The sequence below is a fragment of the Paenibacillus sp. H1-7 genome (genome assembly GCF_022354825.1).
In the GTDB taxonomy this organism is placed as follows: Bacteria; Bacillota; Bacilli; order Paenibacillales; family NBRC-103111; genus Paenibacillus_S.
Genome location: NZ_CP031168.1, coordinates 4273325 through 4290833, shown reverse-complemented (window position 1 = coordinate 4290833; position 17509 = coordinate 4273325). Strand labels below are relative to the sequence as shown.

The 17509-nt window shown below is 47.9% G+C and carries 15 protein-coding genes and 1 pseudogene; 4 read left to right on the top strand and 12 right to left on the bottom strand.

Annotated features, from left to right (window positions below):
• Positions 1-67: 67 nt before the first annotated feature.
• From DVH26_RS19010 to DVH26_RS18995, 4 genes and pseudogenes are all read right to left on the bottom strand, one after another.
• Positions 68-817 carry a cell wall hydrolase gene (locus DVH26_RS19010; RefSeq protein WP_239624120.1) on the bottom strand — a complete coding sequence of 250 codons (750 nt, stop codon included), beginning with the start codon at positions 815-817 and terminating at the stop codon, positions 68-70.
• Positions 818-968: 151 nt separating this feature from the next.
• A complete protein-coding gene (locus tag DVH26_RS19005) occupies positions 969-1418 on the bottom strand; it encodes a hypothetical protein (protein ID WP_239624119.1) in 450 nt (149 codons plus the stop codon).
• 138 nt (positions 1419-1556) lie between these two features.
• Positions 1557-1889: pseudogene (locus DVH26_RS19000) on the bottom strand (ATP-binding cassette domain-containing protein); the annotation flags it as partial.
• A 140-nt stretch (positions 1890-2029) separates the two neighbouring features.
• Positions 2030-2902, bottom strand: coding sequence for a putative RNA methyltransferase (locus DVH26_RS18995; protein ID WP_239624117.1), 873 nt, complete (start codon positions 2900-2902; stop codon positions 2030-2032).
• Between the two features lie 427 nt (positions 2903-3329).
• Between DVH26_RS18995 and DVH26_RS18990 the strand changes: the two genes are divergently transcribed.
• Together DVH26_RS18990 and DVH26_RS18985 are read left to right on the top strand one after the other, a co-directional pair.
• Positions 3330-4493 (top strand): GNAT family N-acetyltransferase, encoded by a 1164-nt coding sequence (locus DVH26_RS18990; RefSeq protein ID WP_239624115.1) that lies wholly within the window; start codon positions 3330-3332, stop codon positions 4491-4493.
• Positions 4494-4524: 31 nt separating this feature from the next.
• Positions 4525-4827, top strand: a complete 303-nt coding sequence (locus DVH26_RS18985; RefSeq protein ID WP_239624113.1) for an RNA polymerase alpha subunit C-terminal domain-containing protein — start codon at positions 4525-4527, stop codon at positions 4825-4827.
• On the opposite strand, the gene DVH26_RS18980 is transcribed toward DVH26_RS18985, so the two are convergent.
• Positions 4801-5817: a DMT family transporter gene (locus DVH26_RS18980; RefSeq protein WP_239624110.1), complete on the bottom strand. Its 1017-nt coding sequence runs from the start codon at positions 5815-5817 to the stop codon at positions 4801-4803. The genes DVH26_RS18985 and DVH26_RS18980 overlap by 27 nt on opposite strands.
• Before the next feature lie 206 nt (positions 5818-6023).
• Here DVH26_RS18980 and pdxR point away from each other — a divergent pair, with 206 nt between their 5' ends.
• A complete protein-coding gene (pdxR, locus tag DVH26_RS18975; protein WP_239624108.1) occupies positions 6024-7343 on the top strand; it encodes a MocR-like pyridoxine biosynthesis transcription factor PdxR in 1320 nt (439 codons plus the stop codon).
• Positions 7344-7536: 193 nt separating this feature from the next.
• On the opposite strand, the gene DVH26_RS18970 is transcribed toward pdxR, so the two are convergent.
• Positions 7537-9228, bottom strand: a complete 1692-nt coding sequence (locus tag DVH26_RS18970) for a M3 family oligoendopeptidase (RefSeq protein ID WP_239624104.1) — start codon at positions 9226-9228, stop codon at positions 7537-7539.
• Between the two features lie 262 nt (positions 9229-9490).
• Between DVH26_RS18970 and DVH26_RS18965 the strand changes: the two genes are divergently transcribed.
• A complete protein-coding gene (locus tag DVH26_RS18965; protein WP_239624103.1) occupies positions 9491-10561 on the top strand; it encodes an SDR family oxidoreductase in 1071 nt (356 codons plus the stop codon).
• Between the two features lie 72 nt (positions 10562-10633).
• Here DVH26_RS18965 and DVH26_RS18960 read toward each other — a convergent pair whose 3' ends face one another.
• The 6 genes from DVH26_RS18960 to DVH26_RS18935 all read right to left on the bottom strand — a co-directional run bounded on the left by DVH26_RS18960 (position 10634) and on the right by DVH26_RS18935 (position 17050).
• A complete protein-coding gene (locus tag DVH26_RS18960) occupies positions 10634-11008 on the bottom strand; it encodes a winged helix-turn-helix transcriptional regulator (protein WP_239624100.1) in 375 nt (124 codons plus the stop codon).
• A 1167-nt stretch (positions 11009-12175) separates the two neighbouring features.
• Complete coding sequence (locus DVH26_RS18955) at positions 12176-12631, bottom strand: VOC family protein (protein WP_239624097.1); 456 nt, start codon at positions 12629-12631, stop codon at positions 12176-12178.
• Positions 12632-12727: 96 nt separating this feature from the next.
• Complete coding sequence (gene lplA, locus DVH26_RS18950; protein ID WP_239624094.1) at positions 12728-13744, bottom strand: lipoate--protein ligase; 1017 nt, start codon at positions 13742-13744, stop codon at positions 12728-12730.
• Between the two features lie 95 nt (positions 13745-13839).
• A complete protein-coding gene (locus DVH26_RS18945; RefSeq protein ID WP_239624091.1) occupies positions 13840-14763 on the bottom strand; it encodes a tyrosine-type recombinase/integrase in 924 nt (307 codons plus the stop codon).
• 195 nt (positions 14764-14958) lie between these two features.
• Positions 14959-16215 (bottom strand): MFS transporter, encoded by a 1257-nt coding sequence (locus DVH26_RS18940; RefSeq protein ID WP_345773998.1) that lies wholly within the window; start codon positions 16213-16215, stop codon positions 14959-14961.
• Between the two features lie 256 nt (positions 16216-16471).
• Entirely contained in the window at positions 16472-17050 is a 579-nt protein-coding gene (locus DVH26_RS18935) for an AAA family ATPase (RefSeq protein WP_239624089.1), read from the bottom strand.
• Positions 17051-17509: the final 459 nt, after the last annotated feature.

The following is a 17509-nucleotide window of genomic DNA, read 5'->3' as shown; positions in this document are numbered from 1 at the left end:
GCATGATTCGTGGAGAGGATGTAAAGACTAACCAATAAGACGAAGGAGTAAGGGGGCAATCCCCCTCTTATTTATAAAACGTGTGGTCACCTATTTTAACTGTTACTTTAGCTTTCTTGTTAGGTACATGTGCCGCGCTCTTTAACTCGGCAAAATATAAGGATCCGTTCGTTGGATCGCTGCCATTCAATGCCTCCTCAACCGCTCGTATGGCCGATTGAGTAGCAGGCTTTTTGATGGAACCGTTCTTGACAGGGGAAAATTGGTATACCTTTCCGTTATTGGCGTTAATCACTTCTTTCACCGTTTTCGGAAATTTACCTGATTCCGTCCTGTTTAAAACTACGGCAGCTACCGCCACTTGACCTAAATAGGGCTGATTTCTCGCTTCAGCTGTAACAAGCCTTGCAAGTAACTCCTTATCACTGTCTGAAATACTCTTCTTTTCAGTCGTTGGGCTTGGTTTAGGAGTTTCCAACTTCGGAGGAGGAGTAGGCTCAGGCTTTGCCGGCTCAGGCTGTTCAGGCGGTTTAGGCGCTTCTGCTACCGGTGCGGCGGCAGGCGCTGCGCTTAGGACCATAACCTTTTTTTCCTTTTCCAGCGTAAGCCTCATCTCATCGCTCAACGAGTTGTCAACCTTATTTCCGCTTTCCTTCTGAATAAACGTACTGCTAGGCAATGACACTTCGGAAATTGCTTGCTTATTCACAACCATCATTCTTTTATCTGCATGCGTTGCATTTGCAGGAACGATAAGGAAGACGGAAATGATTCCGGTCAGCAGGGTAGCACTTGCCGCTGCTGCTGGCTTTCTCATTCTATCACTCCGTTTCGTTGAACCACACTTTATCTATTTAAAGTAATAATTAACGATTTGTCTCTAGTGTATTGCTGGTTCTATTGGTAGTATTTTTGCAATTCGGCACTTATTTCGATCCATTCTATGGATTCGGACCCTGTATTTCCCGCTAATCCAATTCTTGCATAATGGGATGCTCGTCCAAATAACCGAAACGCTGCAGCTCCTTAAGCTCCATCATGATATGGTCTGCATCATCATTTGACACCTCGTACAGATCGCTTAACGTATTCCCTTCGTGCTGTTTCAAATAAACCAACATCCCCTTGGCAGCCCAGGACAGGCGGCTGTCGCCATAATCGCCCAGTATATCGCGGAACACTCTGAGCGGTATCACTCTTTTTTCAACTAAGCTTTGAAGTGCCTCCGACGTTTGCTTGGAGCTCATTCGGCCTATGCCGGCGATATCCGCTACCGTTGGATGAGAGGCTCCGCTCTGGAGCATACTGCTCAGGACAATGCACACCATTTGCTCGTACACATTTAATTCCGGTACTTTGAAAATTTCTGAGATTGTAAAGGGCTGGGGGTGATTTGCGTGCGATACGTTAGACACCATCTAAGTCCTCCTTACAAAGAAGAGTTACTTTCTATATTCGAGATCAAATGAATATAAGGGTCCGTCGGAATCAAAATTGCATCGAGGCAAAAAAAAGGAAACGGCATATTCCGTTCCCATTTTTCCTTACAAAAACGACTATCTTAGCAGCTTCACCTGCTGCTGCTCGATGGCGTAGACATGATCCGCAACCAAGTCAACAAACGTCCGGTCATGCGATACGAGAAGCACAGTCCCTTCATAAGCCTTCAAGAAGCGTTCCAGTGCTTCCCTGCAGTAAATGTCCAGGAAATTGGTCGGCTCATCCAATACCAGCACATTGTACCTGCCCAGAAACAGCCTACACAAAACCAGTCGAATCGCTTCCCCGCCGCTGATCTGCCGGACGTTCTTTTTCAAATCGTTTCCGGCAAAGCCCATCGCATGCAGCGCGGAGCGGATTTTGCTTTCCTCGTGATCGCTTCGTTCATTTATATAGTCAAGGACCGGCCGTTCTATATCCAATACGGTACGTTCTGAGAACGATAGCTCTATATTTACTAGTTCTATACATACTTTTTCCATAGTCCACTACCTCCAATTCGTGTGCAGTTTGAATCTTGTATTGCCATCTATTGATTGCAGCCGACCAAAACCTCCAAGTCGACCGTGATCTCGGCTTCTTCTTGATTGATAAACGCAGTGACCCTGTTGCTGTCAGCAGACCAGGAGAGCGGCGTCATATGAACCAACGAGTCGAGCGTCCCCCTGCTCAGCTTTCGTGTATACTTTACCGGAACGACATCCAACAGCTGAAAATGCTGCTTAAACAAAGTCACGGTTTCTGTATTTCTATAAACCGGTTTATTGCTGTTCGGGAATAGCGCCTCGCGCAGTTCTCTCAAATAATGAGCCCGAGGAACGACTTTCATGACAAGTCCGCCGCGAGCCAATATTCTCTTGCACTCGCTGTAGTTCGACGGAGATAAAATGGTGAGCAGCGCATCCATCGACTGGTCATTGAACGGTGTTTTCGCCAAGTCGCCTACTAGCCAAATCGGGCTTTCATGCCGTTTCGATGCCATCAGCACCGCTTCCTTGGATAGATCAAGACCAATTCCCGTAATGGTTCGGTCCTGACAGCCGTCTATAATCATTTGCAAATGAGAGCCTTCTCCACAGCCTAAATCCGCCATAGTGAACCGGTGTGTCGAAGCATCTGAGTGCTCCATCACTACTTCAGCAACCGTCTCATGCAAGGCAGTGAATAAGCCGGTTTCCGTAATGATGCGGTGTCTTGCTTCAAATAATGATTTCGTGTACGGGCTGCTTACAGGCCTCGTCATGAAGTTCAGATACCCTTGCTTTGCGAAGTCAAAGGTGTGTTTTTTGCCGCACACCAGACTTTTTATATCGACAACTCTCAATTCACTGTGGCAGATCGGGCATCGGAATGAAGACAATAGCTCGCTCATTTGTCCCGCTTTTTTTAGCTGTTTGGTCATGTTATCCCTTCCTTTCGCAACAAAAAAAATCACAGGCTATTTGCCTGTGATTCAGAGTAAAGGGAAGAAGACCCATCTTTTATTAGATGAGGATGATGTCGTTATAGCCGTCACCCAATAAACCTCCCTTTCACGTAAAAGGGAAGCAATAATCTACATAAAAAAAGAAAGGCAGAATATCCGCCTTTCTTCACAATACAAAAATGTATTAAAATGAAGATTATGAGAAATGGGCAGACTGATCCCGTTTACTCTGTTTACAGCAACAGAGCCTTTGAACGTATGAAATTAACGGTTCAAAGTTGGAATACGAAGTCTGACATAATAGATCACTCATAATCCTCCTTACAGTTACAGATTTACGTTTATTATAGTACTCTTTGTAACTATAGTCAAAAACTCATTATTGGAAGGAGAAGCACACCACTTGCGTTTAGAATGTTCGCAGGCTCCCATGGCCGAGCTTTATGATTGTGAAACATCCCATCGTATCCCTTTTCCCGACACGGCTGAAGGACGTCGAGCGGCGGAGCTGCTTCTTCCGTGGCTTGAGCATTCAGCGACCCGTTATGTGGCGAATGTAACAACGAGTCTATATGTGCTTCGCCTTGGCGATATGCTCTTTCCAGTGACCGTCAACGTCAATGAATACGAGAACAGCTATGTATGCTCCCCCTTCACTCACTACATTACTTACGCTATGGAAGAGCTGTATAAGCTAAATCACCCGCTTCTTGAATCCTTATTGGGACGGCTGCTGGACGGCATCGGCTGCCTGTTGAAGGCAGGACGAATGAACCAAACCGTACAAGTGAATAACGGGCTGCTCTCTACGAATTTGTATCCGAAGCAGGTCCCTGCTCAGCTATCGGAAGGCTTGCGGATGTTACGAGCTGCTTTTCCCGGACATACGATCCTTTTCCGTTCGCTGGTCCCCAGCTTGAATGCAGATTGGGTCGACGCTCTCCGTCTGGAAGGCTCCCGCTTCGTCCCGAGCCGGCAAGTGTACCTGTATGCAGCTCCCAATGCAAAAGCAAGGTGGCTAATCAAACGCGACCGTCAATTGTTGAGCAAGAACGGATACGATGTGATAGCGGGTGATAAATTAGATGTAGCCGATATTCCCCGGCTTAAGGCTTTATACGACCTGCTTTATCTCGAGAAGCATTCCCGGTGTAATCCTTGGTTTACGGAAGCGTTTTTCTCGCAGGCACTTCTATCCGGGACACTATCGATTTACGCGCTGCGGCATACGGCAACCGGAAGACTCGATGCGGTTCTCGGATTTTACGTGAAAGAAGGTGTCATGACAACGCCGGTCTTCGGCTATGATACCTCCCTGCCGCGCGAGCTTGGATTGTACCGGATGCTGTCCGCTGTGCTCATCGGTCTGTCCGAGCAGAACGGCTGGAGGCTGCACGAGAGCTCGGGCGCTCCCGAATTTAAGCGAAACCGCGGCGCTGTGCCGGATATCGAGTACAGTGCCGTTCTGGACGCACACTTGCCATGGACTCGCAGGCTTGGCTGGTATGTGCTCGACCGGCTGCTCAACCGGATCGGCGTTCCGCTGATGAGAAAATGGAAGCTGTGATCCACTTATTCTTTTACAAAGGAGTATGAATATGGCATCTTCGAGCAAAACGTTAAGAACTTGCAGCAACGGCCACCAGTACTACAAAAGCAGCGATTGCCCTACCTGCCCGATCTGTGAGAACGAACGTAAGCCGGACGACGGGTTTATGTCCTTGCTTAGCGCACCGGCAAGCCGCGCGTTGCAGCATCATGGAATAACTTCCTTGCAGGAGCTTTCTCAATATACCGAGAAGGAGATCTTGGCATTTCACGGCATGGGACCGAAATCAATGCCCATCCTAAGAAATGCTTTGCAAGAAAAGGGCTTATTCTTCAAAAACCTTTCCATTTGAATCGGAAGCATGCGCAGTCAATCTATTTGATCGCTTTGAACTAGCGCCGTTTTGTTCAGAAGGCTTGTGCTCCTGGTTGTCGCTTCCCCCAATCAGAATCATTCCGATAATAACCATCATACCGCCCGCCCACTGCGGCCATCCGGCATGCTCGCCCAATACGAGAACAGACAGCAGCATGGAAGTAAACGGCATCATGCCCGATAACGCAGCGGCGGTCGAGGCGAGGCATCGTTTGATGCCTGCATACCAGCAAATGAATGCCAAGGACGTCACAACCGGTCCATACCAGACCAGTGTCAGCCACGCCTCCACTCCAATCGTGGAAAGCGATGAAATCGGATCCTCTAGAATCGCAGGAACTAGACAGAGCAACAACGCAATAACCGACACAATCGCGGTTTGCGCCATCGGATGAAGATGCTCCCTTTGTGTTCTCTCCGTTGTAACTGCAGCGGCACGAGACAAAATATTGAAGATGGATTCGCTTATCGCTGCGCACAGCACAAGGACATTGCCCGCCAAATGCATTATGGACAGCTTCGCACCTGGCGACAGCAGCTCTTGGATCAGCAATATCCCTCCGACAGTACTAAGGATCCCAGCCAGCTTGGTCCGGTGGATCGATTCCTTCAAAACGACCCTTGCCAACATAACGGTTACGGCAGGGGTTGCTCCGGTAATGATTCCCGCTTCTCCGGCACTTGTATGCTGCAGACCGAAAAGCAAAAACATGCGAAACAAAAAGACACCGAATAATGCTTGAAGACCTAAAAGAGTCCAGTCTCGTAAAGTCATAAGACGTATGGCCGATAGGATCCCCCTCCATGCCACCGGCAGCAAGCAAAGGATGCCTAGGAGCAAACTGACCCCAGTAATTGTGAATGGCCCCATCTGCCCGTTCAAAAGCCTTCCAGCAATGACGGAGGTTCCTGCGAACGAAAAAGCGCAAATCAGATAAAATATCCCTTTCAAGCGTTCCAAATCCATACCACTCCTCCGTTTATTTCTCCCCTATCGAAGCGCAATCAGAAATTTATGTTACAATCATAGGGAAATAACTGGTATGGGAAAAGAACCAGTTCGACACGGATTCATGCAATCCAGTTGGAGGTCTTATGAGGGGAATTCAATTACATCGAGAAAGTGAAATGTCCTTAAAGCGTCAAATCTATCAAGCGTTAAGAGATCAAATCTTGAACGGGAGATTAGAAGCGGGAGAAGCTTTACCTTCCACAAGGGAGCTGGCGGGTGAGCTGAACGTGTCGCGCAATACCGTGAATGAAGCCTACGAGATGCTGATTGTCGAGGGCTTCGTGTTAAGCCGTCAAGGAGCGCCGACGCGGGTTGCGGAAGGCTTATGCCTGGAATCAAAGCAAGATGACCCATCCTCGGAGCGGGAAAAGCCAATACGCTCTTACGCAGCGGACTTCAGGACGGGACAACCCGACCTGCGGCAATTTCCCCGATATCTTTGGCAGCAAATCATGCAAAAGACATGCCAAGACATGGAGCCTGCTTTGCTAGGCTATACCGGACCTCAAGGACTGGCAAGGCTGCGTGAAGAGATCGCCGCATGGCTGTTTCGCTCCAAGGGGCTTGCCGTAGATCCGCAGAGTATCTTCATAACCGCCGGTGCCACTCATGCCCTTCATTTGATCGCCGATTTGCTGTACCGGGAAGGGCGGGACATTCTGATTGAAGATCCTTGCAACATCGGCATGCTGCAAACGTTTGTGAACAAAGGTTACCCCCTTTCCCCTATTCCCGTGGATGCTTACGGCCTCAAAACAGATGATTTATCCGGAACCAATCCCTGTGCGGTCTATGTCACACCGTCTCATCAATTTCCTCTCGGAGGGATATTGCCGGCAAGCCGTCGTGCTGCCTTAATTCGGTTTGCACGTGAAACCGGCTGTTACATTGTGGAGGATGATTATGACAGTGAGTTTCGGTATTATGGCGATCCCGTTGCCCCGCTCTATGCGATGGATCCCGACAGAGTCATCTATGTCGGTACCTTCAGCAAAGTGCTGTTTCCGGCGCTTCGGATCGGCTATGTGATCCTTCCACCCACACTGCACCCAAGATGGCGATATCTTCGGACCCACACGGATGTTCAGAATCCTCCATTCGAGCAAATGGCATTGGCGGAATTGCTGCATACAAGGAAGTTTGACAGGCACATCGGAAAAATGAGAAAGCTGTACGGCGAGCGCCGGCAAACGCTGCTATCTACCTTGACGGAATGCTTCGGGGATTCATGGCTTTCCTGGGGAGATGCAGCCGGTCTGCATCTGGCGGTAGAGTTCCCGGGCATCTGTTTTGACGAAGCGATCTCCGCTCACCTCCTGCATAATGGAATCCGTGTCACTCCAGTAGAGCATCACAGTATCCGAAAAGGCGCGCATGTCAACAAGCTGCTATTTGGGTACGGGCATATGGAGCCGGATGAAATCCGTGCAGGCATCGTTTTGCTGCGCGGAGTTTTGAACCATGTCCTCTCAAGCAGTTAGTCTTAATATAAGATTACTTCTTCCCATGAAGTTATTTAATGTTATTAATTATTAACATAATTTATTACTTTGGGGAGTCATTTTGGGTCAATGGAAACTTACTATTATGCTGATATCAAGTCAAAGGATCCGTACAACATCAAAAAAAGGACTTCATCGGCTATTCGCTCGAATGAAGTCCTCTTTATTCTGATTACAAATTTTTATCGTCGATCTGGTTCAACCAGCCTCGAATATCCCCAATGATGGAAGAAACGCACCCTTCCTCAAAGGGAGAGCGCAAGCCGGCGAGCCCTACAAGCTCAGTGAAGGATTGACTTCCGCCCGCCCGGCACAGCTTCAAGTAGCTCGACCATGCAGAGGTTCGATCGTCGTTCGCAAACTTCCAATATTGCAGGGCGCAGATTTGAGCCAGCGTGTAATCGATATAATAGAACGGACTCTTAAATATATGCTGCTGCTGATGCCAGAAGCCCCCTCTGTCGAGAAACGGCATATCGTCATAGTTGCGAGACGGGATATATTTGCGCTCGATCTCGCGCCAAACCTGCTTCCGTTGTGCAGGCGTCATATCCGGCTCCTCATAAACCCGGTGCTGGAACTCGTCAACCGCGACACCATATGGAATGAAGGTAATCGCTCCGCTAAGATGAGAGAACTTATATTTATCCGTATCCTGCTCGAAGAAGGAGTCAATCCACGGCCAAGCAAAAAATTCCATGCTCATCGAGTGAATCTCACAAGCGTCAAGCGTAGGATGAATATATTCCGGTACGGCAAAGCCGCGGCTCATATACGCCTGGAATGCGTGCCCCGCTTCATGCGTGAGAACATCGACATCGTGCGACGTACCGTTGAAGTTGGAGAAGATGAAGGGAGCCTTGTACGCTGAAATATAGGAGCAGTATCCGCCGACCCGCTTGCCCGGCTTGCTCTCCAAATCCATCAGGCCGTTATCCAGCATGAACCGGAAAAATTCATCCGTCTCCGGCGACATGTCCGCGTACATCGCTCTCGCCTTCTCCACGATCCAATGAGGGTCCCCTTTGGGCGTCGGATTGCCGGTTAAGTAAGAAAGACCGTCATAGTACCGCAGCGAGTCGAGTCCAAGACGGACGCGACGCCGTTCGCTAAGCTCGGAGGCTACCGGAACGATGTGCTCGATCACCTGCTTCCGGAATTCGGCGACCTGTTCAGGACCGTAATCCGTCCGATCCATCCGGTCGTACGCGAGCTGCGTGAAGCTGCGGTAGCCCAGCTTGCGGGCGATGCGCGTCCTCAAATGCACGAGATGGTCGTAAATCTCATCGATCGCCTGTTCATTCGCTTCGTAGAACGAATATCGCGCATCGGTCGCTTTTTTGCGGATCTCTCTATCTGTCGATTGCATGTAAGGAGCGAGCTGGGATAACGTTCGCTCTTGACCGTCGAACTCGATTTTGGCCGAAGCTACGAGCTTTATGTATTCGCTGGTTTTTTTGTTCTCCTCTTTGAGGTCTTCGACAATGTCTGGTGAAAAGGTTTTGACGGAAAGCTCGGCCGTCTCGAACAATTGCCGCCCCCACTTCGCTTCCAGCTCCGCACGGAACGGAGAGCCGGCCAGCGCCTTATAGTAGTCTGTAATCAGCCCCTGATACACCGGCGACTGCTCGTCTATGTAGTCTTGCTCCGCTTTATACCCGGCGTCTGCGGTATTGATGGAATAACGAATTCTTGCGATGGCAAACATGGACGATACTCTCGTACGTGCGGCGTTAATCGCTTCCATCGCAGTGTCCTGCTCCTCCAATGTGGAGGCGGCGTTGAATCGCTCAAGCAATGACGTAAATTCGCTGCGGAATTGCTCCATATTCGGGCGTTCGTAGACATAATCTTGAAACTTCATCAGCGACCTTCTCTCTATTAGGTTATTTTACAACTTCAGGTAAAGCCATGGTCCTTTTCTTAGTATATCAGGAAGTAAGGATAAGAAGTCCATATATCTCTGCGTAGATGGGTTAAACTGAATAAATATTCCCTATTATTTTTCTTTTCGCATTCTTTCATTACCTCCAGGTTCCTATATGACTTCAAAGTGCGTACTGTTCAACCCTAGCTTCATGCTGCACAATGAAGTAGAAATCACACAGGAAATGGAGAGGATTCGGATGGAAACAAGAGATAATGCATTGAATAAAACCGCACTGGTAGTTGGCGCTAATGGAGTCATTGGAAGGAATTTGATTGAGTATTTGGAGCAGCTTCCCGATTGGAATATTATCGGAGTTTCCCGCCGGGGTGGAAAGTCCACCGCACGAGTTCGGTATGTAGCAGTAGACTTGTTGGATGAACAGGATTCACAGGAGAAGCTGAGCAGCTTAACGGAAGTCACCCATATTTTCTATGCAGCCTATCAGGATCGTCCGACCTGGGCGGAGCTGGTTGCACCGAATCTGGCCATGCTCGTCAATGTAGTTAATGCGATCGAGCCTTCGGCTCCCGGACTGCAGCATATCAGCCTGATGCAAGGCTATAAAGTATATGGCGCACATCTTGGCCCTTTCAAAACGCCGGCAAAGGAAACCGACGCATACCATATGCCGCCGGAGTTCAACGTCGATCAGCAGCAGTTTCTCGAACGCAGGCAAATCGGCAGCCGCTGGACATGGTCGGCGATCCGTCCTTCGGTTGTATGCGGATTCGCGCTGGGCAATCCGATGAATTTGGCAATGGTTATTGCCATGTATGCTTCCATCTCCAAGGAGCTCGGGTTGCCGCTCCGTTATCCCGGGAAGCCTGGCGCGTATAACAGCCTGCTGGAGATGACCGATGCCGGCTTGCTGGCCAAAGCTACAGTATGGGCTGCGACGGATGAGCGGTGCGCGAATCAGGCATTCAATATTACCAATGGCGATCTATTCCGCTGGAACGAGATGTGGCCCAAAATTGCCGCTTATTTCGGATTGGAGACCGCTCCCCCGCTGCAAATGTCATTGGATGTAGTCATGGCCGATAAAGAAGAGCTATGGAATCTGATGGTAGAGAAATACGGCTTGGAGAACAACAGCTACAAGGACGTATCCTCTTGGAAATTCGGGGACTTTGTATTCTCCTGGGATTACGATTTCTTTGCCGACGGCACCAAAGCTCGCCGCTTCGGTTTTCACGAATTTATGGACACAGAGCAGATGTTCCTGGACATCTTCGAGGATTTGCGCCAACGTAAGGTCATTCCGTGAGTCGCAGGATGAGTCGGTGACAACGTAAACACCGGTCTTCGTGAGGTCGAGACCGGTGTTTGTCCTCCTATGTTAGCCCTGTTCCGCAACGGTTGACCCAGAGAGTATTTTGGCACTGTCACCGAATACGCGTTCGGCATGCGTATCTCCCCATCGGCACATCAGATGAAGGAGCGCCCTCAGGCTCTCTCCGTATTCCGTTAGCTCATATTCTACTTTAGGAGGAACCTGATTGTACGAAATTCGATTGACAATTCCATCCTCTTCCAGCTCTCGAAGCTGCTGTGTCAGCACTTTCTGCGTCACATCAGGCATCAGCTGCATGAGCTCGCCGTTCCGCTTTTTGCCGAAAGTCAGATGGAACAATATCACCGGCTTCCACTTGCCTCCGATGACCTCGAGGGTCACTTCGACCGCTGTGTTGTAGGTTTTCAATGGTTCGGACATTCCCGTTAGCACCGCCTTCCTTGCCTATTACGATACCAGCCTGGTGCCCGCGAGCGCAAGCTTAGTGTAGGTTATTAGATGGAGGCGAACCCAACCTCACATTTCTAAGCTTGTCTTACATTTTTTAGCCTGCGGGAAGATGATGGAGAAACCCCTCGAAAATGAGAGTCCTGTAGGACCTGTTATGATATCATTATGATTCCGCGCAAATTAGTTAACATATTATTTGTTATGTAAACTAAACTGTCCATCTAAAGTAATTGATTGACTTTTTCGATTACAATTGCTCAAGTATGAGAAATATTAAGCAGTTCGAGTAACATCACCAGCTTACTGTAAAGCAATGCGCCAATATCCTACCGCAGTTACTTACATGTCAGCTGAGGTCTTCAGGATGATCGGATCGGACTATGGTTCCGCTATTTCCGAAAAAATGCGCATAGTGGGGTCATGATCGGACCGTAGTTCCGTTATTTAACTGAATTGCAGGCATTTTAATGGTAAAAATGCCCAATAACGGATCGTGTGTCCGATAAGACGCAAGAGAAACCCAAAATGAACGAATAACGGATCTCCTGTCCGAATGAGTCAGGGAAAGATCGTACTTGCCCGCTAGATTCAAAATAATGGTTTCCCCACCTAACACTTGGGCCACATTAGTCGAAAAGTCACAAGTAGACATATTATTTATTATGTAAACAAATTTGTTCCCACTTTCAAAATCATGTTAATACTTAGGTCGCCATCCGGCACAAACTCCCAGCAGAATCTTCATAATTCCCTGAATATTGGAAACAAATTACTATTTATATCTCCCAGTTCTGTTTTACGATTAATAGAGTTAGTACAACCAATCTCCAACTTTATAACCCATTCCTATCACTTACTACAATCCGGTAAGTATTTATTATCAAATTACAAATATACATAACATATATTATGTAAACTTAATTTCTCTACTATAACATTTCCAACTCTTACGATTCACAATCGCACGTTTCGACACCGCAAAGCGGTCGGTCGCTCCCCTCTAACACCTAATCAATCCAACTTACTCCTGCAGTTTGTTTACTCACGAACCCATAGCATCCCTTTGCATCAAAAATCAAAAAAAGCCTGATTTCTCAGGCTTCTACACCTATTTAATGACGTTAATCATCAATGCCATTAACCATGATAAGCTTGCTTTAGCTTCTCAATATCGAGCTTACCCATCTGGAGCATCGCCTGCATTGCTCTCCCCGATTTGACAGGATCCGGTCCATACAGCAGCTCACCCAAGATGGAAGGGATAACCTGCCAGGAAACTCCGAATTTGTCCTTGACCCAGCCGCACCTCTCCTGTTCTCCGCCGGCGGATAGCTTTTCCCATAGCTCGTCCACTTCTTCCTGCGTCTCACAGTCTACGAAGAAGGAAATAGCCGGTGAGAACGTGAAATGAGGTCCTCCGTTCAGCGCCATAAATTGCTGGCCGTTCAGTTGAAACGTTCCGGTAATTACTGCGCCGTCACCTCCCGCCCGATGGATACTTACGATTGAGGAGTTTTTGAAAATGGACGTATAGAAGTTCATCGCTTCTTCAGCATTGCCGTCGAACCATAAAAACGGAGTGATTTTTTGCATCGTTATGCTCCTTTTTTAATAAATTGCAGCAAGCAGTTACCCGCTACAACAACTTTAGCATATAGCAAACATCATGGTTTCTTATAGATTGCTGCATTAGTCCCTTGCCGGAATTTCACGAAGCAATAACAACGCCAGCAGCTCTTCCGCGGTAATCGCACCGAAATATCGGCTCAAGTCCACCTGGGAGAGCGCATACCGCAAAGCTTCCTCCTCATAACGCACTCCAAGGAGCCTCTCTTCGAGCTCGGAAACGTCATAAGCGCCGAAATAGTCGCCGAACAAACGAATTTGACGAATAGCTCCCTCTTCAACCTGCAAACGAACGTCGATGATGCCCGATGGGAACTTGAATGCATTTTCGATATTGCTTTTGGGGGACTGCCCGTAGTTCCATTCCCAGCTGCGATAGCGCTCATCGGCCAGACGATGGACATGAGCCCACTCTTCCTCCGTCATCGGGTAGACGGGAACCTCCTCGGGATCGCATTGGAACACCTCGGCAAGAATGACGTTGCGGAACTGTTCAATCGTCATAGGCTCGGCCAAAAACTCTGAAATGTTAGCGACACGCGAACGTACCGACTTCGTTGATTTCGATTGGATCTTCATTGGTCTTACATTCAGCGCCGATGCGACTTGTCCAAGCTCGGAATGGAACAGCAGCGTACCGTGCGTGTACATGCGCCCTTTGGAGAAAAACTGGGCGTTGCCCGATATTTTGCGTTCGCCGACTTGAATATCATTGCGTCCTGTAAGCTCAGCCTCTACCCCGATTTTGCGAAGGGCATCAATGACCGGCTTCGTAAACTTCCCGAAGTTATGGAACGATTGTCCGTCGTCCTTGGTCAGAATGCTGTAATTCAAATTGCCAAAATCATGATAAACGGCACCTCCGCCCGACAAACGGCGTACGATTTGAATATCGTGCTCCTTCACGTAATCGACATTAATCTCTTCTATTGTATTCTGATTTTTGCCAATGATAATGGATGGCTTATTAATATAAAACAGCAAGCAGCTCTCATCCAGCAGCACGTTGCGTAGCACATACTCCTCCAGCGCAAGATTGACAGCCGGATCCGTGATCCCCTTATTATCGATAAACAGCATTGTTCCTCTTCCTCCTATCAGATCATCTCTCTATATAGATATGTATATTATTATAACTTATCGGTGACGAGAACCATAACCAGATCACAAGGACTCTATGAAGATACAAGATCCGGAAGCTGGATCGTTGTCATCGCATTCTTTTTCTGCTCATTATTAACGTGGGTGTAGATCATCGTCGTTTCAATGGATGCGTGGCCGAGCAGCTCTTTTACAACCCGAATATCCACCTGATTGTTAAGCAGCATCGTTGCGAACGAGTGTCTCAGCTTATGGCACGTCAGCTTCAAATCGTTCAGATGAGGGTTATCCGCCTTCAGCCGCGCGAACGTTTGCGACGCTATTTTTTGAATTTGGCGGATGGACAGCCTTCTCCCCTTTTGGGATACGAAGAAAGCCTCCTCCTTGGGCCGACTCGGAGTCATTCTATCTTTTTCGACAGCCGTCAAATATTGAATCAATGTCGGAGGAAGCGGGATTTCATTCCATTTGCGGCCTTTGCCGAAAACCTCTATCGTTCCCTTCATTTTGTTAAAATGGGACACATTCATGCGATAAATTTCTCCGACCCGTAATCCGCAGTAAGACATTAATAGAAAAATCGCTATATTCCGTTCGCGGTAACGCCCGTCGATATAATCGACCGTCTTTTTCAAATCATCCTCTTCCAAATAGACCGGTTGTTTATTTTTTTCGGTCTTGGATTTCTTAATTTCTTTGGCGGGATTCCGCACGGCCAGCTCAAAGTCGATAAGTGCGGTATAAAAAGAACGGATCGCGGACAAAGTCCGGTTCCGGGTTTTATCTCCTGCTCCCTCCTGCTTCGATATGAGAAAGGCAACGACATTCATTTTGCCGGCCTCTTGGACGGGCATTTCATTCAAAGATTCCAGGTAAGCCATCACTTCTCTTAAATATTCCTTTTTGGTTGCATCCGTATAGCCGGCTTGCTTCATCCACACGACAAAGGCTTGGATGGGTTCGGCATACACTTGTTCCAGGTCAAAATTACGCGGCATGAGGTACCTCTTTCTCGTAAATCATCTCTGATGGTGGGTAATTGCTATGCAAAACAATCGTTTTAAAAAGAAAGTGCGCAAAATATGGATTTGGCGTACTTATTTTACCATGGAAATGACCATTATTGAAGCCGCTGTTTGTGGCGGCAGCAACGAAAAAACCGCCGGCCCTTACGGGACCAGCGGCAGTAATTTTTATCGACCGTCCTTCATGCGGCGGTACACTAACAAGATGGGAGCAAAAAGCAGCGCTGAAGCAACTAGCGACGCTCGTACGGTAAACCGGGTTCCAATCCACCCGATGAACGGGCCTCCCCCCGTTTGCCCAAGCGCATCCGTTTGGCTCATCATCGACAGCACTGTCGCCCGGGACTTGCTCTCAATATTCAGATTGAGCCATGTTTCGTACATCGGGCCCATCATCGTGCGAATGAGCTCGAAGAATAAAACAGACATCAGCGCCCACTCAAAGCCGGGCGAAAATGCCAAAGCTACAATAGCTACGATCCGAGCAGCCGTCAACAGGAACATCGTACGAAAAACAACCTTCTGGTTGCTCATATCGATTCGCCGTTCCACAATCCACATGACCAACAAACTGAGCAGAGTTGATAGAACCGCAATTATACCTAACCATACAGCGGTTGGGAATGAGTAGCTGGCGGGAAAACCAATTTCATGAATGAGATGCGCTTGCCATAACCGGTCATACCCTTCGGATGCGGCTCCACTGAATAGTGTAACGATAAGAAACATAATCAGCGCAGGATAGCTGCGGATCACTTGTGCTCCGGACAACCAGGTAGCCTTCATTTCCTTCCAATGGGACGAAAGTCCGCCTCCCTCTTTACGATCAGGCTTTACGAAGGCTGTCTCCTTCATATAGACGAGCAAGAACAGGCCTAGGGCCAAATACAGTATGCCTCCGATTATATAAGGCAAGTTAGCACCCCAAAATGCCGAAATACCCACACTCAGCACAATACCGATTAGACTGCCGAACAGACCGGCACGTCTGGCCCTCATGAAGATGCGACCCGCACTGTCCTCTCCGACTTCGTCTACCATCCAAGCGGAATCCGCTCCGCTTATGAACGTAGCGCCTACGCCAAAGAATACTTGAGACAGCAGAAGCCACATAAATGCCGAGATCATGGGACTGGCCTGACCTAGCCATAAGGCGCTTCCTTCCAATACAAAACCGAAGCCGAGCACAAACATCCCTGTGATGACAGACCGCTTGCGGCCGTACGTGTCGGCGACCACTCCGGTAATTCCTTCAAACAGCAGTACCGTTACTTCCAATACCATCCCTACCAGCAGCAGCTGGAGCGGATTTAGTCCTAGCTCTATTACTTGATAAATGGCGTAAGTCGTAAACATCGTAGCATTTGCTAACGACGTCATAAAGCTCATCAGCATATAAACCTGTGATGCGTGAAAATCCTTCAATGTCGTGTCCGCCTCTCTCACTCTTATACGGCAGATAAGGACACGTCACGACAGTCCGATAATATGAATCATCATTCCTAAGCTCGTTTGTCCTCTACCGGTCAGTTCGTTCCTTCTTATTCCTAGTCGTTGTTTGTAATGCAGCAGCACTGAATCGTCTCATATTCGAACACCTCCGGGTATAGTTGAAAGTATTATACCTTACCGACAAGCAGCATTAACAGGTAAAGCTTAATTTTACTCAACCTATCCTGTTTCATCCTTCTATTCTGTCAGCCAGTTGAAATCGATCCTTTATCCTTTGTGCGACTTCTTCAGGACTAAGCTTCGAATTATTAATCCTTATATAATGTTCCTTGGTGATTTCTCCTGCATTAGAATTTAAGCGATGCTTGTTCATCGAGGCTATGAGCTCCTGCTCGGACCAATTGGTATCTCTTTTTGTAGGCTTATGCAGCAGACGGTGCGGGCTTTTATTCCGCTCGATTCGTTCTGCTACATCCGCTTCCAGCTCTACGAAACAAACCTCTCCTCCTCTGGATTCGAATAGTTGGCTGATCTCCTCGATATACGCCCAGTCATGTGGCGAATTCAATGCCCACACGTAAGTAAAAATCAGACCGGCCAGATCACTCTTGGCTACCGCTTCGAATATTTCCTGCCGGAACATTCGGACCAACCGCTTGCCTTCTGCAGAGCCATAGCTGAAAAAAGGAGAAACCAATTCGATCGTCATATGATTATGAAACAGCTTCAAATCCGTTATTTTCTCAAGCTCTTGTCCAACGGTCATTTTTCCGACGGCTTGCGGGCCGAAGATGATGATCAGCTTCATAAACATACCCCTCCCTTTCTAATCTTAACCGGATGTCCATACACTGAAATGATTCTAGTTATGTTCGACAATCACCAAATAATTCCTCCTATCCAAAAATATACAATATTTCGCAAATTCATCACAAAAAAACGACCCTAACTAGGTCGCCAATCAATTTAATATAACTAATAATTAATATAGTTAATTATAATGCCTCTCCCCTATTACCTCCCCCCCCCAATAGCCGCATAGTATGCAGCACTCTCAAGCTGTTGAGGAACCTATTTTTTCGAAATTTTTGTAATAGGTAGGTGGGGTATACCTTGGAGGAGTTTACGTCCGCCTTTGAAATCTGTGAAAATACCGCTAATTCTAATCAGATTCACAGGTTTCAACAGCGGCTGGAGAGGCATACCCCACCGGAGTATTCAAGCAAATTTCGATTTTCTTTGATTTCCACGCTTAGCCCTCATACTA